General features: G+C 65.1%; 22 protein-coding genes. 13 read left to right on the top strand and 9 right to left on the bottom strand.

Features of this window, described 5'->3' with window-relative positions:
- Positions 1-22: 22 nt before the first annotated feature.
- On the bottom strand, positions 23-1,345 hold the full coding sequence (locus ACIPUB_RS18325; protein WP_407608695.1) for an MFS transporter: 1,323 nt from the start codon (positions 1,343-1,345) through the stop codon (positions 23-25).
- Positions 1,346-1,507: 162 nt separating this feature from the next.
- Here ACIPUB_RS18325 and ACIPUB_RS18320 point away from each other — a divergent pair, with 162 nt between their 5' ends.
- Both ACIPUB_RS18320 and ACIPUB_RS18315 read left to right on the top strand, forming a co-directional pair.
- The gene (locus ACIPUB_RS18320; RefSeq protein WP_407608694.1) at positions 1,508-2,692 is read left to right on the top strand and encodes a helix-turn-helix domain-containing protein; all 1,185 of its coding nucleotides are present in this window, start codon (positions 1,508-1,510) and stop codon (positions 2,690-2,692) included.
- Between the two features lie 27 nt (positions 2,693-2,719).
- Entirely contained in the window at positions 2,720-3,298 is a 579-nt protein-coding gene (locus ACIPUB_RS18315) for an antibiotic biosynthesis monooxygenase (protein ID WP_407608693.1), read from the top strand.
- Positions 3,299-3,378: 80 nt separating this feature from the next.
- Here the strand turns inward: ACIPUB_RS18315 and ACIPUB_RS18310 are convergent, their stop codons facing one another.
- The 3 genes from ACIPUB_RS18310 to ACIPUB_RS18300 form a co-directional block, all read right to left on the bottom strand.
- Positions 3,379-4,362 (bottom strand): diaminopimelate dehydrogenase, encoded by a 984-nt coding sequence (locus ACIPUB_RS18310; protein ID WP_407608692.1) that lies wholly within the window; start codon positions 4,360-4,362, stop codon positions 3,379-3,381.
- Between the two features lie 127 nt (positions 4,363-4,489).
- On the bottom strand, positions 4,490-4,972 hold the full coding sequence (locus ACIPUB_RS18305; RefSeq protein ID WP_407608691.1) for a glutathione peroxidase: 483 nt from the start codon (positions 4,970-4,972) through the stop codon (positions 4,490-4,492).
- Between the two features lie 184 nt (positions 4,973-5,156).
- Positions 5,157-7,565: a hypothetical protein gene (locus ACIPUB_RS18300; protein WP_407608690.1), complete on the bottom strand. Its 2,409-nt coding sequence runs from the start codon at positions 7,563-7,565 to the stop codon at positions 5,157-5,159.
- Between the two features lie 593 nt (positions 7,566-8,158).
- Between ACIPUB_RS18300 and ACIPUB_RS18295 the strand changes: the two genes are divergently transcribed.
- Complete coding sequence (locus ACIPUB_RS18295) at positions 8,159-8,950, top strand: carbon-nitrogen hydrolase family protein (protein ID WP_407608689.1); 792 nt, start codon at positions 8,159-8,161, stop codon at positions 8,948-8,950.
- A 12-nt stretch (positions 8,951-8,962) separates the two neighbouring features.
- Here the strand turns inward: ACIPUB_RS18295 and ACIPUB_RS18290 are convergent, their stop codons facing one another.
- Complete coding sequence (locus ACIPUB_RS18290; RefSeq protein ID WP_407608688.1) at positions 8,963-10,588, bottom strand: PucR family transcriptional regulator; 1,626 nt, start codon at positions 10,586-10,588, stop codon at positions 8,963-8,965.
- A gap of 102 nt (positions 10,589-10,690) precedes the next feature.
- Here ACIPUB_RS18290 and ACIPUB_RS18285 point away from each other — a divergent pair, with 102 nt between their 5' ends.
- The 4 genes from ACIPUB_RS18285 to ACIPUB_RS18270 all read left to right on the top strand — a co-directional run bounded on the left by ACIPUB_RS18285 (position 10,691) and on the right by ACIPUB_RS18270 (position 17,112).
- Positions 10,691-12,172: an APC family permease gene (locus tag ACIPUB_RS18285; RefSeq protein WP_407608687.1), complete on the top strand. Its 1,482-nt coding sequence runs from the start codon at positions 10,691-10,693 to the stop codon at positions 12,170-12,172.
- Between the two features lie 51 nt (positions 12,173-12,223).
- Positions 12,224-13,936, top strand: coding sequence for a flavin monoamine oxidase family protein (locus ACIPUB_RS18280; RefSeq protein ID WP_407608686.1), 1,713 nt, complete (start codon positions 12,224-12,226; stop codon positions 13,934-13,936).
- Positions 13,937-14,106: 170 nt separating this feature from the next.
- Positions 14,107-15,864: an FMN-binding glutamate synthase family protein gene (locus ACIPUB_RS18275; protein ID WP_407608685.1), complete on the top strand. Its 1,758-nt coding sequence runs from the start codon at positions 14,107-14,109 to the stop codon at positions 15,862-15,864.
- 51 nt (positions 15,865-15,915) lie between these two features.
- Positions 15,916-17,112, top strand: a complete 1,197-nt coding sequence (locus ACIPUB_RS18270; protein ID WP_407608684.1) for an MFS transporter — start codon at positions 15,916-15,918, stop codon at positions 17,110-17,112.
- 22 nt (positions 17,113-17,134) lie between these two features.
- Here the strand turns inward: ACIPUB_RS18270 and ACIPUB_RS18265 are convergent, their stop codons facing one another.
- Positions 17,135-18,268, bottom strand: a complete 1,134-nt coding sequence (locus ACIPUB_RS18265; RefSeq protein ID WP_407608683.1) for an enoyl-CoA hydratase/isomerase family protein — start codon at positions 18,266-18,268, stop codon at positions 17,135-17,137.
- Positions 18,269-18,458: 190 nt separating this feature from the next.
- On the opposite strand from ACIPUB_RS18265, the gene ACIPUB_RS18260 reads away from it, so the two are divergent.
- From ACIPUB_RS18260 to ACIPUB_RS18245, 4 genes are all read left to right on the top strand, one after another.
- The gene (locus tag ACIPUB_RS18260) at positions 18,459-20,309 is read left to right on the top strand and encodes a SpoIID/LytB domain-containing protein (protein WP_407608682.1); all 1,851 of its coding nucleotides are present in this window, start codon (positions 18,459-18,461) and stop codon (positions 20,307-20,309) included.
- A gap of 128 nt (positions 20,310-20,437) precedes the next feature.
- Positions 20,438-20,827, top strand: a complete 390-nt coding sequence (locus tag ACIPUB_RS18255) for a YidH family protein (protein WP_407608681.1) — start codon at positions 20,438-20,440, stop codon at positions 20,825-20,827.
- Complete coding sequence (locus ACIPUB_RS18250) at positions 20,824-21,159, top strand: DUF202 domain-containing protein (RefSeq protein WP_264270227.1); 336 nt, start codon at positions 20,824-20,826, stop codon at positions 21,157-21,159. Before ACIPUB_RS18255 ends, ACIPUB_RS18250 begins: the two co-directional genes overlap by 4 nt.
- The gene (locus ACIPUB_RS18245; protein ID WP_407608680.1) at positions 21,160-21,621 is read left to right on the top strand and encodes a hypothetical protein; all 462 of its coding nucleotides are present in this window, start codon (positions 21,160-21,162) and stop codon (positions 21,619-21,621) included. It begins immediately after the preceding gene.
- Between the two features lie 142 nt (positions 21,622-21,763).
- On the opposite strand, the gene ACIPUB_RS18240 is transcribed toward ACIPUB_RS18245, so the two are convergent.
- Both ACIPUB_RS18240 and ACIPUB_RS18235 read right to left on the bottom strand, forming a co-directional pair.
- Positions 21,764-22,699: a LysR family transcriptional regulator gene (locus ACIPUB_RS18240; protein WP_407608679.1), complete on the bottom strand. Its 936-nt coding sequence runs from the start codon at positions 22,697-22,699 to the stop codon at positions 21,764-21,766.
- Positions 22,700-22,780: 81 nt separating this feature from the next.
- The gene (locus ACIPUB_RS18235) at positions 22,781-23,035 is read right to left on the bottom strand and encodes a hypothetical protein (RefSeq protein ID WP_407608678.1); all 255 of its coding nucleotides are present in this window, start codon (positions 23,033-23,035) and stop codon (positions 22,781-22,783) included.
- Between the two features lie 137 nt (positions 23,036-23,172).
- Between ACIPUB_RS18235 and ACIPUB_RS18230 the strand changes: the two genes are divergently transcribed.
- Positions 23,173-23,667, top strand: a complete 495-nt coding sequence (locus tag ACIPUB_RS18230; RefSeq protein WP_407608677.1) for a hypothetical protein — start codon at positions 23,173-23,175, stop codon at positions 23,665-23,667.
- A 76-nt stretch (positions 23,668-23,743) separates the two neighbouring features.
- Here ACIPUB_RS18230 and ACIPUB_RS18225 read toward each other — a convergent pair whose 3' ends face one another.
- Positions 23,744-24,742 (bottom strand): LLM class flavin-dependent oxidoreductase, encoded by a 999-nt coding sequence (locus ACIPUB_RS18225; RefSeq protein ID WP_407608676.1) that lies wholly within the window; start codon positions 24,740-24,742, stop codon positions 23,744-23,746.
- An 89-nt stretch (positions 24,743-24,831) separates the two neighbouring features.
- On the opposite strand from ACIPUB_RS18225, the gene ACIPUB_RS18220 reads away from it, so the two are divergent.
- Entirely contained in the window at positions 24,832-25,497 is a 666-nt protein-coding gene (locus ACIPUB_RS18220; RefSeq protein ID WP_407608675.1) for a hypothetical protein, read from the top strand.
- Positions 25,498-25,555 lie beyond the last annotated feature (58 nt).

Raw genomic sequence — 25,555 nt, 5'->3', positions numbered from 1 at the left:
CCCCCCGGCAAGCCGGGTGCGGCTAGTGCTTGAAGCCGGGCAGGTCGACGCTGAGGCGGGGCGCGATGACCCCGGCGACCGCGGTGAACAGGGAGAGGAAGATGAGCATGGCTGCGGCCGGCCACCAGTGGCTTGACGCCGCGGCGACCAGGGCGGTGGCCGCCAGCGGGATGAACCCGGAGATCATGCCGGCGGTGTTCTGCGCGAAGCCCACGCCGGTGTAGCGGGTCTTGGCCGGGAAAAGTCCGGTGAGCACCGTGCCGGAGGCGGCGTAGGGCAGGGACAGCGCAGCGACTGCAAGGGTCATGCCGGCAATCACCAGCACGTCGAGGCCGGATTCGATGAGCAGGAAGGCGGGCCAGGCGATGATGGCGGAGAAGATGCCGCCGTAGGTGATGACCTTGGAGGAGCCGAAGCGCTCGCCGAGACGGCCGCCGATGATCAGCACCGGGATCTCCACGACCGCGGCAATGATGCCTCCGAGCAGCATCAGCGAGGGCTTGTAGTCCAGGACATTGACGCCGTACCAGACCACGAACGCGGTGACCAGGTAGAAGCCGCCGATGCCGAGCATGCCGGCGGCCATGCCGATGATGATCTGCTTCCAGGATTCCCTCAGCGTGGTGCGGATCGGGGCCTTTTCGGTTTCGCCCTTTTCCATGAGTTCCTTGAAGACCGGGGACTCGTCGAGGCGGCTGCGGATGTACAGGGCTACCAACAGCATCGGGATCGCGGCCAGGAACGGCACACGCCAACCCCAGGCGTCAAAGCTTTCCTGGGAGAAGAACACCGTCATCAGGAAGAAGCCGCCGGAGGAGAGGATGGTGCCGATCGGCGAGCCGATCTGCGGCAATGCGGCGTAGCGGGCGCGGCGGTGCAGCGGCGCGTTTTCCACAACGATGGTCATGGCGCCGGACCACTCGCCGCCGACGAACAGGCCCTGCATGATGCGCAGCAGCACCAGCAGGACCGGGGCGGCGATGCCGATGGCGGCGTAGGTCGGCAGCAGGCCGATCAGGCCGGTGATCACGCCGATGCCGACGATGGTGACCATGAGCGTCTTGCGGCGCCCGATCTTGTCTCCCATCACTCCGAAGATCATGCCGCCGATGGGCCGTGCCACGAGCCCGACGCCGAAGGTGGCGAAGGCTGCCATAGCGGCCGCGGTGGCGTTCTGGCTGGCGAAGAACTGGACGTTGAAGACCAGCGCCGCGGCGGCGCTGAAGAGGAAGAAGTCGTACCACTCCATGGCCGTGCCAATGAGGGCGCCGATGGCAACCTTGGTGGCCTCCTTGTCGGAGATCTGCCGTGTTGCACCGGCTTCGAGTATTCCAGTGTGGGTCATGGGATTATCTGCCTGAATCTCAAGGGGAGGGCCGATGCGTCGCTGCACGCCATCCGGATGGTGGGGACATCATTTATCTTCCCAAGGATTGGCGGTGACATGGCGCACGTTTCACAACGAGTTCCACACCACAAACGGTGCAAATGCACATAATATGGGGGAATGTTAACGCCCGATTTCGCAGGAATCACGCCAAACGACCAATCCGACGATGCGCTCCGCTGGGCATCGCTGCTGGAGCGGCTGGACGTCGGGGAGCTGACGGAGGAATTCATTGAACGCCTCGGTGCAGTTCCCAGCTATGCCGTTTCCCCGCTGCCCGTCAGTGAAATCAGGCGCACCGGAAGCGCTTCCTTCGAGGCGCTGCTCCTGGCGATGAAGACGGTGGATGACCATCCTGACTACCTGCGCGAACGCGATGCCATCGCCCTGGACGTGGGAGTCTCCCGTGCACGGGCCGGCGTCCCGATCGAGGCGCTGATGACGGCAATCCGCCTGGACTTCTCAGTGATCTGGGAGGCCATCACCGGCATTGCCGAGCCGGAGGACGCCCTGCTGCTAGTCGGGCACACCACCCGGGTCTGGGAAGTGGTCGACGGCTACGCCGGAGAGACCCAGCGGGCCTATGTCGCAGAGCTCGCGAGGATCCAGGCGGAGGCGGACAGCGTGCGGCAGGGATACCTCGCGACGCTGTTCAGCGAGAAGAACCTGACCCCGGCCGAACTGGAACGGATCGCAGAGGAACTCGGCCAGGACCTGGTGACGGAATACGTGGTGGCGGTTGCGTCATGGGACCACATCCCGGCTCTGCGCCTTGCCCTGGCAGATGCGCGGGCCGGCAACCAGGTGTTTACCTATTCAAGGGCGGACGCGCTGGTGGTGTTCTTCCCGCTGGGGCTTCGGGCCGGATCGCGGGCCCAGCGGCTGTTTGCGAGCCTTGAACGGCTGACCTGCGGGTTGATCGTGGAAGGCTGCACCCTGGAACGGGTTCCACAAGCGGCGGCAGTCGCCGCATCGTTGGCCAAGCTGCTGGAGCCGGCGGAGCAGGGAGCCATGACCTGGACGCGGGGCTGGGCGCGCATGGCCAGGCGCGAGCTCGACAGGGCGGGAGCGCCGGGACTCGGAGAGGTGGAGCGGGCCCTGGAAAAATGCGGGACCACCGAACGCCGCCGACTGGGAGAGGCGGTGGCCGCCTACCTGGAAACCGGCAGTATCTCGCAGGCTGCAGACCGCTTGTATTGCCACCGCAACACCCTGATGAACAGGCTGAAGCGCTTTGCCCAACTCACCGGCGTTGACCCGACGATACCGGTCCAGGCGGCGCGGCTGGTGGTGGGTTGGGCGTAGACGGCGGCAGGACGTTAGATTGTGGGCATGCCACAAGCGACGCCCATCACCGTCTCCATCACCCGGACGGTACTGCCAGAACACCACCGACGCTTCAACGCCTGGGTCCAAGCGGGCCAGGAACTGGCCCGCGAATGGGATGGCTACCTCGGGTCCGGTTGGATTCGCACCGCGCCAGACTCCAACGAATGGCACGTGCTCTACCGATTCTCCTCCGCCAAGGCGCTGGCAGCCTGGGATGAGTCCGCCGAGCGGCGCTGGTGGATGGACAGTGCCGCGGAGCTGGTGGAAATCACCAAGGTGGAACACCGCACGGGGATCGAGGGCTGGTTCGAGCAGCCCGGGGACACCAAGCTCACCATTCCCGACATAGTGGTGCCCCCGCGGTGGAAGCAGGCGGTCAGCATCTTCCTGCCGTTTTTCCCGCTGAGCCTGCTGTCCAACTTCCTGCTGATGCCGTTGTTGCGGGATTGGCCGCTGATGTTCGCGGTGTTGCTGAACATCTGCATCCTGACCCCGCTGATGACCTATATCTTCTTGCCGGTGACCACCCGCTTGCTGAGGCCCTGGCTGCAGAAGCCTCGCCGTGACAGGCCCCGACATTAGTTCGAATATAAATGCCAGGGGCCCGTGGGTGCGGACCGGATGGGACAGCATCCACAGGCCCCGGCCTCGGAGATATGCGGTTACAGCAATTCGGCGCGCAACTGCTCCGGCGACTTCGGCGACAGCAGGCCCGGCGCCACGTCGAACACGGTCTTCGCACCGGTCTGGCCGGCCTGGTTCATCCTGTGCACGGCGCGGGCGTAGGCCACCAGCACGCTGGAAGTGAATTCCGGGTTCGACTGCAGGCTCAACGAGTATTCAATGACCTGGGCATGCTCGTCTGTGGTGTTACCACTGCGGAAGACGAATCCGCCGTGCGGCATCGAGGTGTGCTCGGAGGCCAGTGTGGCGGAATCGATGAAGTTCACCGTGGTGTCGTACTGGTCGAAGTAGTGCTCCATGGTCACGATGGCCGTCCGGACGGCCTCGGAGTCGGCACCGTCTTCGAGCACCACGAAGCATTCGCGCACGTGCTTATCGCGGGTTTCCAGGACCGGGCGCTCGCCGGCGCGGACCTTGGCGATGGCCTCGGTGCTGGGAATCGTGTACTGGACACCGGCGGCAACGCCGGGAACGCGGCGGATGGCATCGGAATGTCCTTGGCTCAGGCCGCGGCCCCAGAACGTGTATGTTTCTCCGTCGGGAAGCAGCGCCTCGCCGTAGACGCGGTTGATGGAGAACATTCCCGGATCCCAGCCGGCCGAGATCAGTGCGGTCTTGCCCGCCGCGGTGGCGGGGGCATCCACCGCGGCGAAGTGTTCGGGGATCTTCGCGTGGGTGTCGAAGCTGTCCACTGTGTTGAACAGGGCGGCCAATGCCGGACCCTGCGCGGGCAGGTCGGACTTGGAACCGCCACACAGGATCAGCACGTCGATGTCCTCGGTGTGCTTCGCCAACTCGTCCATGTGGAAGGCCGACGCGCCGCCGGGCAGTGCCAAGGTCGCCGGGTCCCGTCGGGTGTAGACGCCCACGAGTTGCATATCGGGGTTCTTGGCGATGGCTGCCTGCACCCCGCGCCCCAGGTTTCCATAGCCTGCAATGCCAATGCGGATTGTTGCTCCCACGAATTTCCTCACTTCAAAGTCATTTTTAAGAGAACTTCCACGCTAGCCGAGCCCGAGCCCGAACACCTAGACGGTTGCGGCGGGAGGAACGGACGCCGAAGCCGCCGGGCACCTGCGGGGTCTTCGTCTAACCTGGCAGATTGGCTTCGATTTCGCGTATGATCTCGGGGTCATCGGGCTCGGTCTGGGGCCGGAAGCGCATGGTCCCGCCGGAAGGCAACAGGAGGAACTTCTCGAAGTTCCAGGTGATGCGTCCCGCCTTCCCCGCGGCGTCCTTTGTCTTCTTCAGTTCGGTGTAGAGCGGGTGGGCGTTCCTGCCATTGACCCGAACGCGGTCGAAGACCGGAAAGGTGACGCCGTAGGTGTTGGAGCAGAATTCCACGATCGCCTCGTTGCTACCCAGCTCCTGCATGAACTGGTTGCTGGGGAAGCCAAGTACGGTGAAGCCGCGCTGCGCGTAGGTGCGCTGCAATGCTTCGAGCTTCGCGTATTGCGGGGTGAGGCCGCAGCGTGAGGCGACGTTCACCACCAAAATGACATTGCCTGCATGTTCCGCCAGGGAAGTCGTCTGTCCATCCATCGTTGTGATGGGAATGGTATTGATGTCCATGGTTGGTACAGCACCGTGGACTATCGAGGCATTCCCGGACCTGTCGGTTTGCTACCGGCCGGAGCAAGGCAGGTGGCGGAACCGGTAGGAGACGACAATGGCGCAACCGGTGCGGCCCCCCGGGGGAGGGCCGCACCGGCTGCGCCTGTCGTGTTCATGGCCCAAGCGCCATGTTGGGCGTGGTCTAGCCGCGCAGGTGCCGGCGGTTGCGGATCATGATCAGCGCCGGGATCAACAACAGCGCCACCGGGATCAGGAGCAACAGCGCGCCGGGGCCGCTGCCGATCTTGGACGCCGAGACCGCCCGCGTGCTGGCTTCCAGCCGCGAGGTGCCGCTGGCCAACTGGGTGGAACCCTCGGACAGGGTGGACAGCCCAGTGACCAGCTGCGAGTTTCCTTCGGCGAGCCTGTTGGCGCCGTCGTCGAGCTTGGTGGCTCCGGTTGAGAGGTCCCCGGTGCCCTTGCGCAACGCCTCCAGGCCCAGCCCCAGAGTCTCGGTGCCGCCTGCGAGCTTGGCAGCGCCGGCGTCTAGCTCGTCTGCACCGCGGGCGAGCTTGGCGTTGCCCGCCGCCAGTTTTCCGGCCCCGGCCTCGAGCTTGTGTGCGCCTGCCGCCGCCGAGTCGGCGCCTTGCGCCAGGGCAGGGGTCTTGGCTGCCAGCTTGGAGGTGCCCGCCTTCAGCTCGCCGGTTCCGGCGGCCAGCTTGTCGGTTCCGGCAACAAGCTTCTTGCCGCCGGCGGCCAGTTCCCGGGCGCCAGAGTTGAGCTTGGCGGCCCCGGATTCCAGGGCCGAAGTGCCGTCCGCCAGCTTGGTGCCACCCACCGCCAAGGCGTCGGCGCCGGTGGCGAGCTTGCCCGCTCCGTCCTGGAGCGAAGCGGTTCCCTTGGCCAGCGTGCCGGCCCCGGTGCTGAGCTTGGTGGTGCCGGCGGCCAGGGCATCGGTGCCCTCGGCCAGTTGGGAGACCCCGTTGCCGAGGGATCCCAGTCCGGCCAGAAGGCCCTTGGAGGAGTCGTTGAACCCGGCATCGAGCTGTCCGAGACCGGCGTTGAGGTTCCTGGCACCGGCATCGAGGTCGGTGGCTCCGGCCTTCAGCGTGCCGATGCCCTCGCCCAGTGCCTTGGACCCCTCGCTGAGTTTGCCCAGTCCGCCATCGAGCTTGGCGGCCCCGGACTTGATGGCCTGAGCCCCGTCATTCAGTGAGTCTGTTTGACCAACTAGGTCTTTGGTCCCCAGCTTCAGGGAATCCATGCCTTTGGCCAACTGTCCGCTGCCGGCGGCCAGCTTCGTTGCCCCGGTGGACAGGTTGGTGGTCCCGGCTTGCAGCTTCTCCATTCCGTCGTTGAGGTCCTGGGAACCGGAATGCAGTGCGTTGATCTTTTCAAGTAGGAGGCCCGCGGGCACCGCCGGGTTCGCTTTCACGAACTCCTCAAGATCACCCAGGCCGACGGAAAGACGTCCGGAACCGGCCGTCAAGTCCTTCGTTTTGGCATCGGCATTGTCCAGCCCGTCGGCCAGGCCTTTGGCGCCTGCCTCGACGCCCGCGGAACCCTCCTGTGCCGCCACGATGCCGCCGCGCAATTGCGGTGCCGCATCGGCCAGGGCCCTGGTTCCCGCAGCCAGCCTGGTGCTGCCGGCGGTGAGGTGTCCCGAGCCGTCCTTGAGTGTCGCCACGCCTTCGACCAGGGCGGGGGCCTTGCTCGCCAGTTCCTCGACTCCGCCGAGCAACCTGCCGCTGCCTGCCGCAAGGGCATCGGATCCCGCGGCTGCGCTGGAGGTGCCGGCGGCTAGCTTCTGTGCACCGGCATTTGCCGCCTGCGTTCCCGCGGCGAGCTGCTGTGCGCCGTCGTGGGCCGCTCCGGCACCCGCCGAGAGCTGCTGTGCGCCGGCCGAGAGGTCCTGCGCGCCGGTGTCGACCTTGCCGGCGCCCAGGCCCAGCCGGGACATGCCCGCCGAGAGCTGAAGAGATCCGTCCTTGAGCGACTGTGCTCCGGCATCCAGGGTGCTGGTGCCCGCGGCGAGTGACCCCGCGCCGGCGGCCAATTTAGAAGATCCCGCACTGAGTGCACCTGCACCCACTGTCGCGTCCTTGGCTCCGGTGGCCAGCTTCCCGGCGCCGGCGTTGAGCTTGCCTGCCGCGGCATCGACGGCGTCGGTACCGGCGGCGATTTTTTGCGTGCCCGTGGATAGGTCTGCGGCCCCATTGCCGAGTTTTGCCGAACCCGTCACGGCCTCCTGGGCACCGGCCGAAAGCCTGGATGTCCCGACGTGCAGCGAAGTCGCGCCTTCGCTCAGCTTTCCTGCTCCGTTTGCGGCCTTTTGCGCGCCCTCTGCCAGTTTCCGGGCGCCCTCGGTGAGCGCGCCGGTCCCGTTGGCCAGTTCGGCTGCACCGGCGGCCGCCCCGGTGGATCCGTCGGCGAGCTTGGCAACGCCGTCATTGGCCTTTCCCATGCCGTTGTTGAGGGCGGATGCACCGGTCGCCACCTGGGAAGAGAACATCGCGTAAAAGGCCACGAAAGCTATGAGGAACAGGCCGAGCAAAACCGTGATGATTGCATGCAGCAGCGTGTGCCTTTTGGCTGCAATATGTGCATTCAACTGGACTCCTTGGGGGTCGAAAGAGATGGACGGTAAAGCGGACGGCCGCGGCGATTTTGGGCGCACAAAAGTACGCCACTGTCCGTGGCCGGGTGAAGCGGGAGGGTCCTGCTGCCGGTGTCCGGCTGGACCCAAGGTTGATCTGTGATCTGAATTACAAAGGGGCTAGAACCATTGAACTTACTGACGGGTAGGTTTGCAAGGGTTTTGAGAAAATAACTTACTCGCGGGTAGGTTATTGACCTCCTCAACACCGAATTGGTCGGCGGCCTGTCTTGGCCGGGCAACGAAAATGACGATCGAGGAGGCAAACCGCCACCCCTCCGAACGACCGCCGGATAACTGCCGGACGCTATCGATTGGAAGCGTGGACGTCAGCCAAATCGGGCGGATCTGGTCGGGGCGGCGGATGATGGTCCCGACCAGGTCCGCCTTGGAAGTTATCACTGGCGGCCAGGACGAAGGCCACGGTTCGGTCCGGTTGGTGCGATTCATCCCGGGAATGTCGGGCTGCGGTGCCAAATGGCCAACACGGTCACCAGTGTTGTGACCGTAGTCTGATATCGAGCACTGACTGAGACCTGGAGGAACGTATGCTTTTGGCCGTATTGCAGGCGCAGGCGCACGTATTGGATGACGCCGCGAACCTGGCCACTATCGACAACGCTGCCCAGCGCGCTGCCTCGGCCGGGGCCGATGTGCTGTTGACCCCAGAGCTGTTTGCGGTTGGCTACGCACCGCGCAGGTTGCGCGACGAGCTGGATCCCGCTTCGCTGCCTGCACTCCACGATGAATTGCGTCTAATTGCTGCCAGGTACTCAATTGCCATCGTCTATTCGCTACCGGCGGTCCGGGAATCCATTTGGGAGATCACTTCAACGTTTGTGGACGAGGACGGAGTCGAGCGAGGCAGCTACGTCAAGGTCCACCTGTTCGGAGACGAAGAAAAGGAAGTGTTCAGCCCGGGAGACCGTCCGGCAACCATCATTGACCACCACGGGCTGAAGGTGGGCATGATCATTTGCTTTGACGTCGAGTTCCCTGAGTCGGTGCGTGCGGCAGCTTTGCAAGGTGCGGAGCTGCTCCTGGTGCCCACCGCCTTGGGTCGTGGCTACGAGTCGGTGAGTACGACGGTTGTTCCCACGCGCGCCTTGGAAAGTCAGCTCTACGTTGCCTACGCCAACCACGCCGGCGTTGAGGACGGTTTTGCCTTGGGAGGTGGAAGTGTAGTTGCCGACCCCTTCGGTCGGGTCCTTGCCATGGGCTCCCACGGCGAGCAGCTGCTCTTTGCGCAGATCGATCCGCAAACGTCATCCAAGGCCCGCGCCGAGATCCCCTATCTGGGCGAGCGTCGCCCCGACCTCTATCGTCACTGGGGCCTTTAGCCCACCCGCGTGTCAGGGCAGGAACCGAAGTGCCAGGAACAGCTCGTAGCGCACCTCTGCCCGGGACAGGTCCATGTCCAGAATCTCACTGATCGAGGCAATGTGCCGTCGCACGGAATTGCGGTGGACATCGATGGCCGCCGCCGTTGCGTCCCACGACCCGTTCGCGTCCAACCATGCCCGCAAGACCTGCAGGTAGAGGTCCCGGCGCTTGGCAGGCAACTGCAACAAATTGCCCAGCAGATGCGCCGCCAGCTGTCGGCTGGCCTCTTGGGGCAACAACGCGGAAAAGGACTGTGGCAGTTGGTCCGCGCTGAGGCTGCGCCCCTCATCGAGAAGACGCGGGACCAATCCGCGGGCCTGCCCCGCTAGCTCGCGCAGGTCCGCGGCCAGCGAGACTCCCTGCCCTTCTCCGTGGACTGGATCAACAGGACGGCTAAATGCAGCCAGGTATCCGGCCGCCTCGATGCGATCAAGCAGTTCCTGGTTCGGTTCGCTGCGCGTGATGGCGGCAAACCGCCCCCCGCTGTGCAGCACCAGCTTGGTGTCCAGAAGTGAGCGAAGCCGGGTGAGCGCGTGGCTTGGGTCTTGGGCCGTCGACTGGGCGCGGGGGATGGTAACGACGACCCGTGGCGCTCGGCGCAAGGCGCCACCGAGGGAACTATTGAACAATTCCATGGCTCCGGCGTCCATTGACTCGGTGCCGTCCAGCAACAGTGCCGTGGCCAGCTGCGCGGGAGCAACCGAGCCCAGGACGCGCTGACGTGCGACAACTTCCAGCAGCCCCAATGCGGTGGACATGAGATTGTGTTCGGCGGCCCCGGGCTGGTGTGTGAAACTCAGCTGGAGGACCCCAAGCAGAGGTGGAACCCGAGCCCCGGAGGTTGCCGTTGGTCTGATTGGAAAAGCCAAGTGGTGATGTCCTGCGGATTCGCCCACCACCAGCTTGGCTCCCTGCGCAGCCGAGGCCTGTGCCAGGAGGGTCTCCAGTTCCTGGCCTTGGGCGGGTTGGATGCCCGTCGGTGCGGCATAATGGCGGAGCCTACCGCTCTGGTCCAGCAACTGCACCGCAGCCTTGGCTCGGTGTGCGAGCACCGTGACGATCTCTTGTTCGGGGTGCTCGCTGCCCACGCAACGCATCAGGTGACGATTCGCTTCAGCGTTCTCCCGCAGCAGCCGGGCATTGTCGGCCTCCATGAGCTTGGCAAAGGCGAGCCCGATTGCCGCGAAGGGCAAGGAAGACGGAATCTGCCACAAAGGCAAATCCAATTCGCGACAGGCGTCGATCACGGTGGGCGGAACGGCGGAGAAATAGGGATCAAGCCCGAAGCCCAGGGCCGAGACGTTCGCGTCGACGAGTCGGGCAACGAATTGGCGGACTTTGGCGGCATCTGCAGCATGTTCCACGAGGGGGAAGCCGCTGGTGAGGATCAGTTCATGATCAACCAGGTAGGGCGTGGGGTCGTCGATGTCGCTGGGTTCCACCCACCGCAGCGGGCGGTCTCCGGCATCGTGCAGGACCGTGATTCCCGTGGGAAGCTGGCGCAGGAACCGGGCCAGCGTGATGGAGTCCCAAGGCCTGGCGAAGTCGAGGCTCGGGCGAAGTGAGGCCCCCTGATCCGGTGCAATTTGTCCCATGGGGAACAACTTTAGTTCAATTTGGCCCGGAGTGAGAGCGGAGTCACACACTTAGGCTGGAAACCGGCAACTCCCAGAAACCGTTCAAACGAGGATTCGCATATGCAAACCACCATCGAAGCAGAGCGCCGGGCACCCGTCCGCCTGGGGCAGCAGCTCAAGCGACGAAAATCGATCAGTTCCATGGCCCGGGAAGCCGAGGACAATGCCGGAAACGGCAAGATGCGCCGCAGCCTGGGGCTGGTGCAACTGACCATGATCAGCGTGGGAGCCACCATGGGAACGGGCATCTTGGTGGTCTTGGGTGCCACGGTCCCCGTGGCCGGCCCGGCCATCTGGATCTCCTTTGTCCTTGCCGGGATCACGGCCCTGCTCTCTGCCTTCTCCTATGCGGAGATGGCGGGAATGGTGCCGGTCTCCGGCTCCAGCTACTCCTACTCATACGCCACCATGGGTGAGGGAATCGCCTGGGTCTGCGGCTGGTGCCTGGTCCTGGAATACGCGGTTTCCGTCGCCGCGGTGGCAGTGGGCGCCGGCGAATACGTCAACGAAGCGCTACGCACATTTGGCATGGAACTTCCCGTGGAACTTGCCGGCGGGCCGAGCGAGGGCGGGATGGTGAACCTGCCTGCGCTGGTGGTCGTCGTGCTCGCCACATTGCTCCTGGCGCGTGGAGCCAGGGAATCGGCGATCGTGAACACCGTGGTGGTTATGATCAAGGCCGCCATCCTGGTGTTCTTCTCCATCGTGGCCTTCACCGCCTTCGACGCGGGGAACTTCGAACCGTTGCTGCCGATGGGTGCGGCCGGCGTCACGGGTGCCGCCTCGATTGTCTTCTTCTCCTACATCGGCTTTGACGCAGCCTCGACCGCAGGCGAGGAAGCCACAAACCCCAAGCGCGATTTGCCCCGCGCGATTCTGCTCTCGATGGTCATCGTCACCGTGACCTACGTGCTGGTGGCTGTCTCCGCCATCGGAGCCCGTGACTGGACGTGGTTCGAGGGCACGGAAGCGGCGCTCGTGCAGATCATCGGCGAGCTGACCGGACAACCGTGGATTGTGTTGCTCTTCGCGGTCGCCGCCGTGCTGGCCATCGCATCGGTGGTGCTGACGGTGCTTTACGGCCAAACCCGCATCCTGCTGTCAATGTCCCGCGATGGGTTGGTGCCGGCGGTCTTCTCCCGCGTGTCCGCCCGAACGGGAACCCCGGTGGCCGGCACGTTCATCACCGGCGGCATCGTGGCCATCACCGCCGGGTTCATTCCGCTGGGAGCCCTGGCCGAGGCGACGAGCATCGGCACCCTGTTCGCCTTTGCCCTGGTGGGCGTCTCGGTCATCTATCTTCGCCGCCGGCAGCCACTGGCCCAGCGCACGTACAAGGTGCCGCTGTACCCGCTCACCCCGCTGCTGGGAATCGCTGCCTGCCTGTTCTTGATGTTCAACCTCTCCTGGCATACCTGGCTGGTGTTCGGGGTGTGGATGTTGGTCGGTGTGGCGCTCTACCTGGGCTACGGACGCCGCCGGTCCAGGCTTGGGGCCCTGAGCAAACAGCAGTACATCGACACACATATCGGCAGGCAATAGCCGACTGCGGTCGATGACAGCATTCCGAGAAACAACCGAAGGACCAAGAAGATGACCTCGATTCCGCAGGCCAATGGCACGATCAACATGCTCAATCCCGACTTCCCGTTCAATTACGACCTTTTTCTGCAGCATCCCGCTGGCTTGGGCAGCGTGCCGGAAGAGCTCCATGGCACCGAAGTCGCCGTCATCGGCGCGGGTCTGTCAGGCCTGGTGACCGCCTATGAACTGATGAAAATCGGCCTCAAGCCTGTTGTCTACGAGGCCGACCAAATCGGCGGACGGCTGCGTACAGCCAGCTTCTCGTCCGCCCCTGAGGTCACGTGCGACCTGGGCGGCATGCGTTTCCCCGTCTCCAGCAAGGCGCTCTACCACTACATCGGCTTGCTGGGTCTTGACACCTATGATTTCCCCAACCCGTTGGCGGCTCCCACCGACTCGACGGTCATCGAGTTGAAGGGCAAAAAAGTCTACGTGGAAAAGGAAGAGGATCTGCCTCAGTTCTTCCACGAGGTTGCCGATGCCTGGAAAAGGGCACTGCGTGAGGATGCCAAGTTTGATGAAATGCAGCAGGCCATCAGGTCCCGCGATGCGCACGAAGTGAAACGGATCTGGAATTCGCTGCTGGAGGACTTCGACGAGGAGAGCTTCTATGGATTCATCGCCAACTCAAGGGCCTTCAAGGATGCCGGCTTCGAACACCGGGAGGCCTTCGGCCAAGTGGGCTTCGGTTCCGGTGGATGGGACACCGACTTCTCGAACTCCATCCTGGAGATCCTGCGCGTGGTTTACACCGATGCGGACGACAACCACCGCGGCATCAGCGGCGGGGCGGCGAAGCTGCCTCATGCCCTGTGGAACCACGCACCTGCGGAGCTGGCTCACTGGCCCCGGGGCACGACCCTGTCCTCGCTTCACTCCGGCGCCCCGCGCGGTGCCGTGGCCAAGATCGGCCGCTCGGAAGCTCCCGGCTTCAACGGTGCCAACGCCATCGAGATCACCGAACGGTTCGGGCGCACCGAGACCTACCCGGCGGTCGTCTCCTCCGTTCAGTCCTGGCTGCTGTCCACCGGCATCGATACCGAGGAATCGCTGTTCCCGGCCGAGCTGTGGACCGCGATCGAACGCTCGCACTACATGCAGTCGTCGAAGACCTTCGTGATGGTGGACCGCCCGTTCTGGAAGGACCGCGACCCGGTGAGCGGTGAGTTCCCGATGTCCATGACTCTCACCGACCGGCTGAACCGCGCCACCTACCTGCTGGACAACGGCGAGGACAAGCCTGCGGTCATCCTGCTGTCCTACACCTGGAATGACGATGCGCTGAAGTGGCTCTCACTCTCGGCCGAGCGCCGCATGGAACTGATGCTGCACTCGCTGGCGAAGATCTACCCGGACGTGGACATCCGCAGCCACATCGTCGGACAGCCGATCACGGTGTCTTGGGAGGCCGAACCGAATTTCATGGGGGCCTTCAAGGCCAACCTGCCCGGCCACTACCGCTACCAGGAGCGCCTGTATACGCACTTCGACCAGCAGCACCTGGCCGCCGAACACCGCGGGATTTTCCTGACTGGTGACGACGTCTCCTGGACGGCGGGCTGGGCCGAGGGAGCGGTGACCACCGGACTGAACGCCGTGTGGGGAGTGCTGAGGCACCTAGGCGGCGAGGACGCGGAATCGAACCCCGGCCCGGGCCAATTCCTCGCCGAGCTCGGTCCGCTGAAGCTCGAGGAAGCCGTGGCCGTGGCCGTGACCGTCTAAGGCGTTCCCGCGTTCCCGCGTGCCGTGGCGGGGTCATGTACTTGGCCCCGCCGCCATGGCCGGGATGTGGAACGCAAGGCCGGGATCCTTCGCGCAGCTTCGAGCTCGCACCGGCGATTTCGGTGCACGAAGGCTGCCGCGGCCCCGCCCCTGGCTGTAGGCTCGCACTCATGGTGAGATTTCTGATTTTGGCGCTTTTGTCCGTCCTCGGGTTCGTCGCCATCGTCGCCGCAACGCTTGGCCCCGCCGGTTGGTGGATCGTTGCCGGGGTGGTGGTCCTCTTGTTGGCACTGGGGATCCACGACGTCCTGCAAACCCGGCACGCCATCCTGCGAAATTTCCCAGTGCTGGGACGCATGCGCTTCCTGCTCGAGTCGATCCGCCCCGAGATCCAGCAGTATTTCATCGAGCGCAACACCGACGGCAGACCCTTTGACCGAGACACCCGCTCACTGATCTACGCACGGGCCAAGGGTGCCGACAGCCACAAGGCCTTCGGCACCGAACGCGACGTCAACGAGGTCGGCTACGAATACCTGCTGCATTCCACCGTCCCGGTCGAGGTCGCGAAGGACCAGCACCGCGTGCGCATCGGCGGACCGGATTGCACTCAGCCCTACGACATGTCCCTGATGAACATTTCCTCCATGAGCTTCGGTTCGCTGTCCAAGAACGCAGTTCTGGCCATGAACAAGGGCGCGGCCATGGGTGGCTTCGTCCATGAGACCGGCGAGGGCGGGCTGGCCCCGTACCACCTGGAACACGGCGCCGACCTGTTCTGGGAAATCGGATCCGGCTACTTCGGCTGCCGCGATGCCGAGGGAAACTTCGATCCAGGGGTCTTTGCGACCAAGGCGTCCAACGAACATGTCAAGGGCATCACGATCAAGCTGTCCCAGGGGGCCAAGCCCGGGCTCGGCGGAGTGTTGCCGGCGGCCAAGATCACCACGGAGATCGCAGCCACCCGCGGGGTGCCCATGGGTGTTGACTGCATTTCCCCCGCCTCGCACTCGACCTTTTCCACGCCACGGGAGCTGATGCAATTCGTAGCCCGGCTGCGCAAGCTGGCCGGTGGCAAGCCAGTCGGCTACAAGTTCTGCGTCGGTTCCCGCACCGACGTGCTGGCCATGTGCAAGGCCATGCTGGAAACCGGAATCACCCCCGATTTCATCACCATCGACGGATCCGAGGGAGGCACCGGCGCAGCGCCGCTGGAATACGAGGACCACGTGGGCACCCCGCTGACCGAGGGACTGATGCTGGTGCACAACGCGCTGGTCGGGTGCGGGCTGCGCAGCAAGATCAGGCTCGGGGCCGCTGGCAAGGTCGCCACCGGTTCCGACGTTCTCAAGCGGCTGATCCAGGGCGCCGACTTCACCTTCAGTGCCCGCTCCATGATGATGGCCACCGGCTGCATCCAGGCGCAGAAATGCCACACCAATGAATGCCCTGTCGGGGTTGCCACCCAGGACCCGCGTCTCGTCCGCGCGCTGGACGTGGAAGACAAGGGCAACCGCGTCTACAACTACCACAAGCTCACGGTGCAGGAAGCCGCACAGTTGATGGCCTCGATGGGCGTCACCAACCCGGCGCAGCTGAATACCAGGATGTTGCGCCGCCGCGTCGACCACCTGACCACTCGCAGCTACGCGGGACTGCACCATTGGCTGGAACCCGGCGAGCTGTTGCGCCAGCCGCCCCGTGGGTGGGCACCGGACTGGCTGGAGGCCGACGCCGACAACTTCGGCGAGCACGCCCCGATGCCGTGGCCGACCCAGCGCGAACCTGCGCCGACGGTGGAGAAGACCGTCGCGCCCAAGCGCGTGGAACCCAAGGACTCCACCCACCGCACCGTGGAGCCGGTACACCCGAACCCCCAGCGGCCGGAGGGCAGGCCCGCACCCAAGACCGCGCCACATCGGGGTTGATTCCCCGTCATCAATGCCGGGCGGCGATTCGCGACTCGGAATAATGTCCCTATGACCTCCTCAAACACCGTGCCGGGCATCGGGTTCCCCTCGCTGCTCGCCCACGCCTTCTTCCTGCAGGCAGCGGTGTACCTGGTGCGTCCGGCAACCTCCTACAAGGCATTGGAACTCGGCGTTGACCCCGGGCTGCTGGGCCTGGTGGTGGCGAGCTTCTCCATCCTGCCGGTCTTCCTGGCCGTGTTCATTGGCCGTGCCGCGGACCGCGGCAAGGAACGTCACATCCTGCTGGTGGGTGCTGCCCTGCTGATCTTCTCCGGGGCCGGCCTGCTTTTCGCCGCGCCGTCCCTGCCGGCCCTGCTGGGCTGGAACTTGCTCCTGGGCGTGGGGCATCTGATGAGCCTTCTCGGTGAGCAAAGCCGTTTGGCATCGGCCACGAACCGCAACATGGATAGGGTATTCGGCTTCTACACCATGGTCACCGCGGTGGCCCAGACCGTTGCGCCGCTGTTGCTCGGTGTGCTGGGCGGGGCCGCGGTCGCCCCGGACACCTCGGTGCTGCTGCTGGCCTACCTGGTGGGAGCCGCCGGCGTGCTGGCCACCGGTGTCCTCATGGCCCGGCACGGCGGCACACTCAGCAAGTCCGTTATCCCGAAGGCGCCGGTGAAGCTGCGCACCGCACTGCGGGTCCAGCCCGCTGCCCGCAACACGCTGGTCGCCTCCATCGGGCTGAGCATGATGGTGCTGTGCACCATCGACCTGCTGCAGGTCTACCTGCCGGCGCTGGCCGTGGAACGGGGAATTTCCACGCAGGCGGTCGGGGTGCTGCTGGCGTTGCGGGCAGCAGCCACGGTGCTCTCGAGGCTGGCGATGGACCGGCTGGTCCGTGCCGTGGGAAGGTCGCGGCTGCTGCTCGGTTCCACCGGCATCTCAGCGGTGCTGATCGGCCTGCTGGTGCTTCCGCTGCCGACCCCCGCAATGGCGGCGCTGCTGGTGCTTGCGGGCCTCGCCCTGGGCCTCGGGCAGCCGCTGAGCATGAGCGTGGTGTCGATGACCGCCACCGAAGGCACCCGTGGCACCTGGATGTCGATCCGCCTGCTGGGCAACCGCCTGGGGCAGACAGTGATCCCGGTGGGCGTCGGCGTCTTCGCCACCGCCCTGGGGGCCGGGGGAGTGTTCCTCGCCCTGGGGGTGACCACTGCCGCGGCGACGCTGGGTGCCATCGCACCGCTGCGTTCCATGGACGATTGAGACGGTGCCGGCGGGACCGTGCCTATTGCGGGTCGGCGATCACCGCGGCAATGGCCTCGCGGTCCACCTGAGCCAACTCGGAGGGGTTCCATGCCGGGCTGCGGTCCTTGTCGATGACCTGGGCGCGGATCCCCTCGGCCAGGTCATCGCGGTGCATCAGATAGTCGGCCACGCGCAGCTCCCGTGCCAGGGCCGAGGGCAGGTGGTCCGCCTCCCGGGCAGCGCGCACCGCCAACAGCGCGCACTGCAGTGAGGTGGGGCAATTGGCGCGCATCCGGGCTGCCGCCGCCCGGGCCGCGGGATGGGCCATGGCATCGAGGCGCTCGAGGATCTGCTCGGGCGTCGGCGCACCGAAGGCCGCATCGATCCACGGTTGCGCGCTGGCCAGCGGGGAAACGGCAAAGGACCCGAAGAACACCTCCAGCCCGGCGGCGATGTCGGGTGCCGGCATTGCCGCGAAGTCGGGCAGGGCCTCGATGACCTCCTCGAAACGATCCCCATCGACCAGCATGTCGGCAAAGCCGAGTTCCACCGCATCCGCACCGGTGAAGGTGTCGCCGGTCAACACCAGGTATTCGCCGAGGTGTCCCGGTGCCCGGGCCATCAGGTGTGTGGCACCCACATCCGGGCTGTAGCCAATGCGCGCCTCCGGCATGGCGTAATGCGCTTCGGGGGTGGCGATGCGGATGGCGGCATGGGAGGCCAGGCCGATTCCGCCGCCCATGCACAGCCCGTGGACCAGGGTGAGTACCGGTTTGGGGTAGCTGGCGATCATCTCATCGAGCCTGAATTCCAGGGCGAGCAGGCCCAGGAATCCGGAGTGCCCGCCGTTGGTCACCGCTTGGTGGAAGTCCTTGATGTCCCCGCCAGCACAGAAGCCGCGCACGCCCTCCCCGCGCAGCACCACCATTGACACCGCCGGGTCGGTCCTCCAGTTTTCCAACACATCGGTCAATTCCCGGAGCATCGGACCGGTGAGTGCATTGATGCTTGTGGGCCTCCGGAGCTCAATGAGGCCCAGGGGCCCGCTGCGGGTGGAGCGGATATGGCTGGTGATCGTGATGGTCCTGGTTCCTTGCTGTGCCGATGTGTGGTTGATGCCAAGATATCGCCGAACCGGCTCCGATGCGAAACCCGGGTGCGGCAACAACGCCATGCCCCCCCAACAGCAAATCCGGTGATTTGGTTTTGTCGACCCAGGCAGCCGGGCCGTGGCCCCGAAGTCGTCCACGGGAAGGGGGTGTTTACCGCGTCGGCTTGACGTAGGATCGTCCCCAAAGGCAGCCGGCACCACCTGGACTGCCGCTCGCAATGTTGTTTGGGGAAACACCGTGAGAAAAATCGCCATGTCTGCCGCCGTCCTGCTTTTCGCCGTCCTGTTGGTTCCGGGGGCTCCGGCCATTGCCGCGTCGCCCGTGCATGTGGCCGAGGGCGTCAACCTCACACCCATCGCCACCGAGGACCACCCGGAGAAGGAGTCGGAGAGGCCTGGGAAAGCCGATGCCGAGGCGGGCGAGTTCCACGACGGGATGCTGTGGCGCTCCGATCCCGAGGGGATCGAGGTGTATGCCGCCACGTCTCCGGCGGTGCTGGTGCCCCATGACCTGGTCCGGGCCTGGGCCGACACCGGTTGGGAAAACGGCCCCTTCGGTTTTCCGAGCGGTGGGCACTACAGTGCCGGCAGCGATACCCGACAGCCCTTCACCGGCGGTATTCTCGGGGTGCGCCCCGACGGGACCTCCTACTGGCTGCCCGCGAGCACCGAACTTCCCGACTTCACGGTGAGTGGTGCTGGCTGGGGACACGGTGTGGGCATGAGCCAGTACGGGGCCCGGGCCATGGCTGCCGGAGGGAGCAGCGCCACCGACATCCTGGAGTACTACTACAACCCCGCCAAGGTCACGTCCAGCAGCACCGCAGCTTCCAGCGACATCCGGGTCCAGGTGCTGACATCGAAGACCAGCGAAGTCGTCGTTGCCGGCGGAAAGATGCTAGTCATCGACCCTACGGCCAACCAAACCTACACGGCACCGGCGGGCTCAAAACTCGTCCTTGGAAGCACGGGATCGCAGTTGGCCTACGAGTTGAGGACCCCGGAGGGATTCGACGTGGTTCCGCGGGACAAAGACGAAGACGGCGTTCCCGACGTGGATCCGGTGGCCGAAGCCAACAAGGTCACCGGCAAGCTGACCATTCTGTGGGAAGGCACCCGCGACTGGCCAGCGAAAAACCGTGCGACGATCTCGGTGCCCGGAGCCAACGAAGAATCCTCGGCACCCGGGGTCTACAGGCATGGCTACCTGGAAGCGGGGCTACTGGATGACCGGGTGAACCTGGTGGCAGCGCTGCGGCTCAACGACGAATACCTCTATGGCCTGGCCGAGGTCCCCTCGTCGTGGCCCCGCGCCGTGCTGCAGGCCCAGGCGATTGCCGGCCGGACGTACGCCATGCGCAAGCTGAACACGGTCAGGGATTCCTGCGACTGCAACGTCACGGACGAGGTCCAGGACCAGAAATTCACCGGCTGGAAGAAGGAGAACGAGAAATCCGGTTACGGGGCCAGGTGGAAGGCCGCGGTGGAGGCGACGATAAAGCGCAATGACGCGGGCGTTCCGCGCAGCGGCAAGGTCGTGGTGTACGACGGGAGGCTGGCCGAGACCCTGTATTCCTCCTCGACCGGAGGTGCCACCCGCGACAGCGAGGACGTCTGGGGCGGTGCCGCGCGACCCTATCTGCGTTCGCGTCCCGATCCCTGGTCGCTGGAGGCCAGCGCCAAGAACCCCTACGACTCCTGGGAGCAAGTCACCAGCCAGGAAGAGATGGCCGAGGTCTTTGGGCTCGAAAATGTGGTGAGCGTGGAGTTCGAGCGTGGCAAGGACCTGGGCATCGTCTCTGCCACGGCCACATCCATGTCCGGACGGTCCAAGACCCTGCCTGGGAAGGAGTTCCGTGGAAAGGATTCCGGCGTGGGTGCGCGTTCGGCCTGGATCACGGGTATCGAGCCAAGCGTTGGGCCTCCGGTGGAAACCACCATCGATCCGGGGAACTTTTGCACCACCACGGTGAAGGCCGGCGCGGGCATTGCCCAGGCAGTGGCAGCTGCCAGCGACGGCGAGGTGATTTGCCTGGAACCCGGAACCCCAAAGCCAAGCAGTGTGGTGCTCAAGCCGCGGCAGACCCTTGTGGGCGGCAAATAATCCAACACCCGGCTCGATGGAACGGGTGGTTGGCCCGCATCATCGACTGCCCGGTATCCTGAAAAGGATTTCCGGCGGGGGACACTGCCGGGTCGTGGAGACACAAAGACAAGGGAGCACGCCGGCTGATGGCATCGACCGACCAGAACGACGAACGCGGGAGACTTGCCAAACTCGTCCTGCCCGGGGGACAGGAACCGGACCCGCGCTTCACGCTCGCCAACGAACGCACCTTCCTGGCCTGGATCCGTACCGCCCTCGCCTTCCTGGCCGGCGGCATCGCCCTGGAGGCTTTCGCCGCAGCCGCCTTCCCCGGTCCGCTGCGCACCGGCATCTCGGTGCTGCTCATTGTCATTGGCATGCTTATCAGCGCCGGTGCCGCCTTGCGCTGGCGCAGCATCGAGATGTCCATGCGCCAAACGAAGCCTCTGCCGCTGCCGCTGATCATCCCGATCCTGGGCCTGGGCAGCGCCCTGGCCGCAGCCGTGGTGGCGGTACTGATCGCCCTGGACCAATGAGCACCGCGCCGCGGCCGCCCCTGCACCTGGACCCCGGGCTGCAGCCCGAACGCACCGTCATGTCATGGGGACGGACCACGCTCTCGCTTTGCGTTGCCGCACTGGTCTTCCTGCGCTGGCTGCCCCATTACGGGGTGGGGATCCTGGCAATGATCGTGCTGGCACTGCTGGCGGCCGGAGGCATCTATGCCACGCAGCGCCACCGGTATACCGTGGCTTCCCACGGGATCAAATCCGAGCGGCTGCGGGCCGACGTCGTGGCGATCCTCGCGATGAGCATCGCGGTGCTCAGCCTCGGCGTTGTCGGCATCCTGGTGGTAGTGGATTTCTAGGTGAACGTCATTCCGCTCACCTCGCCAATTTCCGACCGTGTGGTGTACCGCGTGGCCGATCAGGCATTCGATTTCATCCCGAATGATCCGGGCGAAGTGGCGGCACGCAGGGGTTCTCCTGCCTCGTTGGCCATGGATGCGGTTCATGTGGACGTCGGGATGCCCAACGGCATTCTTCTCTACCTTTGGGGATACTCACCCCAGTCGTCCTGGCTTGCCGTCCCAGGAACCCCGGCAGGTGCGGTTGACGGGGTTGTCATGGTTGACGAGCCGGAATTGGATTCACGAGGAAGCGTCACCATTCGCCGCGACGGCAGTGATCCCGCGGAGGTGTGGTGGACCCAATTCGACGCGGATACGGGTTGGTGCCGCATCACGAGCGGAGGAACCGATGAGAGCCTGACTCCCCTCGCCACGGACACGGTCATCGGAGCCGATAGCTCCGGTATTACTTCGTTGTAAGCGAAGCCAACCTTCGTGGACTGAGTTCAACGCACCGAAGGTGCGATGCGCGTTGCAACGATGCTCCCCGTCCGGAATCCTGTCCAACCGGGGTGCCAGGACCCACAGGTTGCGACCGCCCTGATGCGACCCCCCTCCTTGGTTAGCGCCGCTTGGGCCCGATGCTCAGCTCTGCCAAGACGTTGGTGAGCCGGTCCATGAACACCCCGACCTTGGGGTTGTCCCGACCCTCCGGACGCAGCGCGAAGATGCTGCGGGCCAGACGGATCTCGGGTGCGTCGATCACCTGGATGCCTGCAGGTGCCCGCAGCATGGCAAGCTCCGGAACCAGCGCGGCGCCCAGCCCGGCGGCGGCCATGTGCAGCGAGGCATTGAAGTCGTCCGAATGGGCGACCACCCGGGGATGGATGTTGAATGCGGCGAAGAGCCGGGAGATCACCGTGGCATCGCTGGTGCCCGGATGGTGCATGATCCAGGGCATGTCCGCCAGCTGGGCGGCGCTGAAGACGGAGGTGCCGTCGAGTTTCCAGGATGCCGGAACCACTACTCGGAACGGGTCGTCGCCCAGCCACTGGCGTTCCAGCTGCGCCGGCCATGCGAGACCTCCCTGGCCCACCTGGAAGATCAGCGCGAGGTCCAGCTCCCCGTCCTGGCGCAGCCCGGTGATGGTCTGGTGGGGCTCTCCCACGTTCACGCGCAGGGCGATGCCGAGCTGGTCCCAGTCCCGGGATCCCAGCAGCTTGGGCAGGGCATAGGTGGCCAGGGACGGAAAAATGCCGATGCGCAGTTCCTGCAACGGCTTGCCGCTCGGGTCAAGGTCCGGGATGGAGGTCGCTGCCATGAGCGCGTCGATGTCGGTGAGCACGCGCTTGGCATGGCGCACCATGGTCAGGGCCGCGGGCGTGGGCTCGATGCTCTTGGCACCGCGGGTGAAAAGGGTTGTCCCGGTGTCGCGTTCCAGCGCCGACATCTGCTGCGAGACCGCCGAGGGCGTGTAGCCCAGGCGCAGGGCGGAGGCGGCGAAGGACTTCTGCGTCACCACTTCCAGCAGCGTGCGCAAATGAACCGGGTTGACCACTGAATCTCCTGTGCCTCGGGCGGGGTGAGAGCGCGGACCACTGATGGACCGCGCCCGTCCCATCCTAGACGGGCGGCGAAGCTAGTGGTTTTCTTCCTCGAGGACTTCGTCCTCGGTCCACTCTTCCTCGACGGTTTCCTCGTCGTCGGTATCGTCCTCGGCGGTCAGGTCGTCATCGAGGAGATAAAGGTGCTTGCGCAGTGGATCGAGGGCGGTCATGGACTCGGGACTGTCGGACGAACCTTCGTAGGGCTGGCCGTCCCGTCCGTCGCCGGGTTCGTACATGTCGTCGTCGATCGGCTCATCGAAGACGGTGTCATCAAAGCTATTGCTCATCGTGCCCCTCTTTTCTCCATAGGCCGGGAACTGCGACTGATCCCCGATTGATTACAGCCTATGTTGCATCCGACCGTATGGGAATGGGCACTTTTTCGTGCACCGAAGCAGGCCGTCAGGCGGAGTAAGGTCGATATATGGACAGCGACATTTCCCCTCGATTCTTCACACCGGCCATCAACCGCCCGGCATTGCTTGCCGCCGCCGGAAGGATCCTGGCACCTGCATTGTGGCTGGGTTTGCTGATCGGGATTTCGTTCATCGAGACGCCGCTGAAGTTCATGGCCCCGGGGATGACCCTGGCGCTGGGCCTGGGAATCGGGCAGCTGGTTTTCGCCGCGATGAACATCGTGGAAGTGGTCTTCTTCATCGTGCTCGCCGCTTCCTGCATCAAGCGGGGCATGGATCGGGCATACCTGTGGGTGGTTGCCGGGTTGGGTGCCGTGTTGCTCGCCAAGATCGCGCTGATCAGGCCGTTCCTGGCCAAGCGCACCGAGGCGGTGCTGGCCGGGGCCGAGGCCGGCGGTTCAAGCTGGCACTACTTCTACATCGCCGCGGACGGCCTGCTTTTGGTCCTGCTTGCCACGGTGCTGGTCATGGGCGTGCGCCGCTGGGTGCTGCCGGGCCGGTAGGGTCCGCCGAAAGCATATGCAAGACGGCCACCGGGAAATCCCGGTGGCCGTCTTGCATATGCCGATTATGGTGTGGCTAGTTCGCCGGTGCCATGGACATGGCCTTGGCGGTGATCTTCACCGACTCCAGGCGCTGGTCCGGCTCGCCGGCATTGTGCACGGTGATCAGCTCGTCGGCCTGCGCGGTGCGGGCGAACTCGTGCAGGTATTCGGCCACTGCCGATCCGTCGCCCACCGCGGTGTACTGGAGCATCTTCATGATCGAATCCCCGTGCGGGGAATCCAACAGCATTTCCACCTCGGCATCGGTGAACTCGGTTTCGCGGTTGCGTCCCAGCATCATGCGGATTCGATCGCGGCGAACCTGTTCCATGATGACTTGCGCCTCGGCGTTGGTCCCGGCGGCAACCACGCCGACACCGGCAATGACGTATGGCTCGGCCAGGAACTCGGAGGGGCGGAATTCGTTGCGGTACGCGGTCGTCGCCTGCACCAGGGCATCGGGGGCAAAGTGCGAGGCGAAGGAGTACGGCAGGCCCAGCTGGGCGGCCAGCCGGGCACCAAAGAGACTTGAACCCAGGATGTAGAGCGGAACGTTGGTTCCGCGCCCGGGGTAGGCGTGGATTCCCTCGATGCGCGAGGTGTCCCCGAGGAACGCCTGCAGCTCGAGCACATCGTGCGGGAACGCATCGGAGGCTGCGGGATCGCGGCGCATGGCCCGGAACGTGGCCTGGTCGGTGCCCGGCGCACGCCCGAGGCCCAGGTCGATGCGGCCCGGGAAAAGTGTTTCGAGGGTGCCGAATTGCTCGGCAATCACCAGCGGCGAGTGGTTGGGCAGCATGACGCCGCCGGAGCCCAAACGAATGGTGCTGGTGTGGTGGGCGACGTGGCCGATGAGCACCGAGGTCGCTGACGAAGCGATCGAGTTCATGTTGTGGTGTTCGGCGTACCAGACGCGCTTGTAGCCGGTCGCCTCGGCGGTTTGGGCCAATTCGACGCTCTGGGCGAAAGTCTCGGCGGCGGAACCGCCACGGCGGATGGGGGCAAGATCAAGGATCGACAAAGGAATGCTCACATTAGCGGCAACTAGGGCCCGTCCGGTTTCATTCCCGCGGTGTCCGGACACACACGCATCCTGTCCACCCGGGCGTAGGATTTTGAGGCATGAGGCGGATTCCGTGGCTGTTGGCCGGCGGCCTGCTGGCAAGCACCCTGGGTGCATGCACCGTGCTGGTGCCGGATCCGCCCGAACCTGCGCCGTCCACCCTGCCGACTCCCGATCTGCTGGCCGAGCTACCGCCCGATTGCCCGCGTTCCGGCGGCGTGGCGGTGCCCGTGGGGATATCCCCGGGGACCGAAGCTCAGATCGCCGCGGACCTCTTGGCTGCCGCGGGTGACTGGGTGAATGCCGGAACAGCCATGATCACCAACGAGCCGGAGTGGGTGGGACCCGGGTTGCCCGGGCACTGCCTCGGGGATCTGGCCGAGGCTCTCGGGCGGATCCACGGTTCGGCGCTCCTGACCGGGAACGGGGATGAGACGTTGGGTGGCTTTCAGGCGAAAATGGTGGAGGAGAACCTGGCGAACCTGCAGGCCGCGCATGCCCAGGGAAGTGCCACGAATGCCAGGCGGGAACTGGCACTCGTGCAGCAATCCTCGCAATCGGACAGCGGAACCTTCCTGGACCTCATCGTGCGCAAACTGGACAATCGGTCGATCCAGCCCAGCGGCATGGAGGAGTGGATGGTCATCGTGGTGCCGCAAGGGCCCCAAAACCTGGTGTTCCACCTGGAAACCAAGGAAGCGGCGCACGGCTTTTTCAGCTGGTGACCCGGAACCATCAGCCAGGACGGAAGGGGCCTCGGAAGTTAAAACAGTAGTGGGGGGG

It is taken from the genome of Paeniglutamicibacter sp. ORCA_105 (genome assembly GCF_045798545.1).
In the GTDB taxonomy this organism is placed as follows: Bacteria; Actinomycetota; Actinomycetes; order Actinomycetales; family Micrococcaceae; genus Paeniglutamicibacter; species Paeniglutamicibacter sulfureus.
Note: the sequence above shows the minus strand (reverse complement) of the source record. Positions and strands in the feature narration are given on the sequence as shown.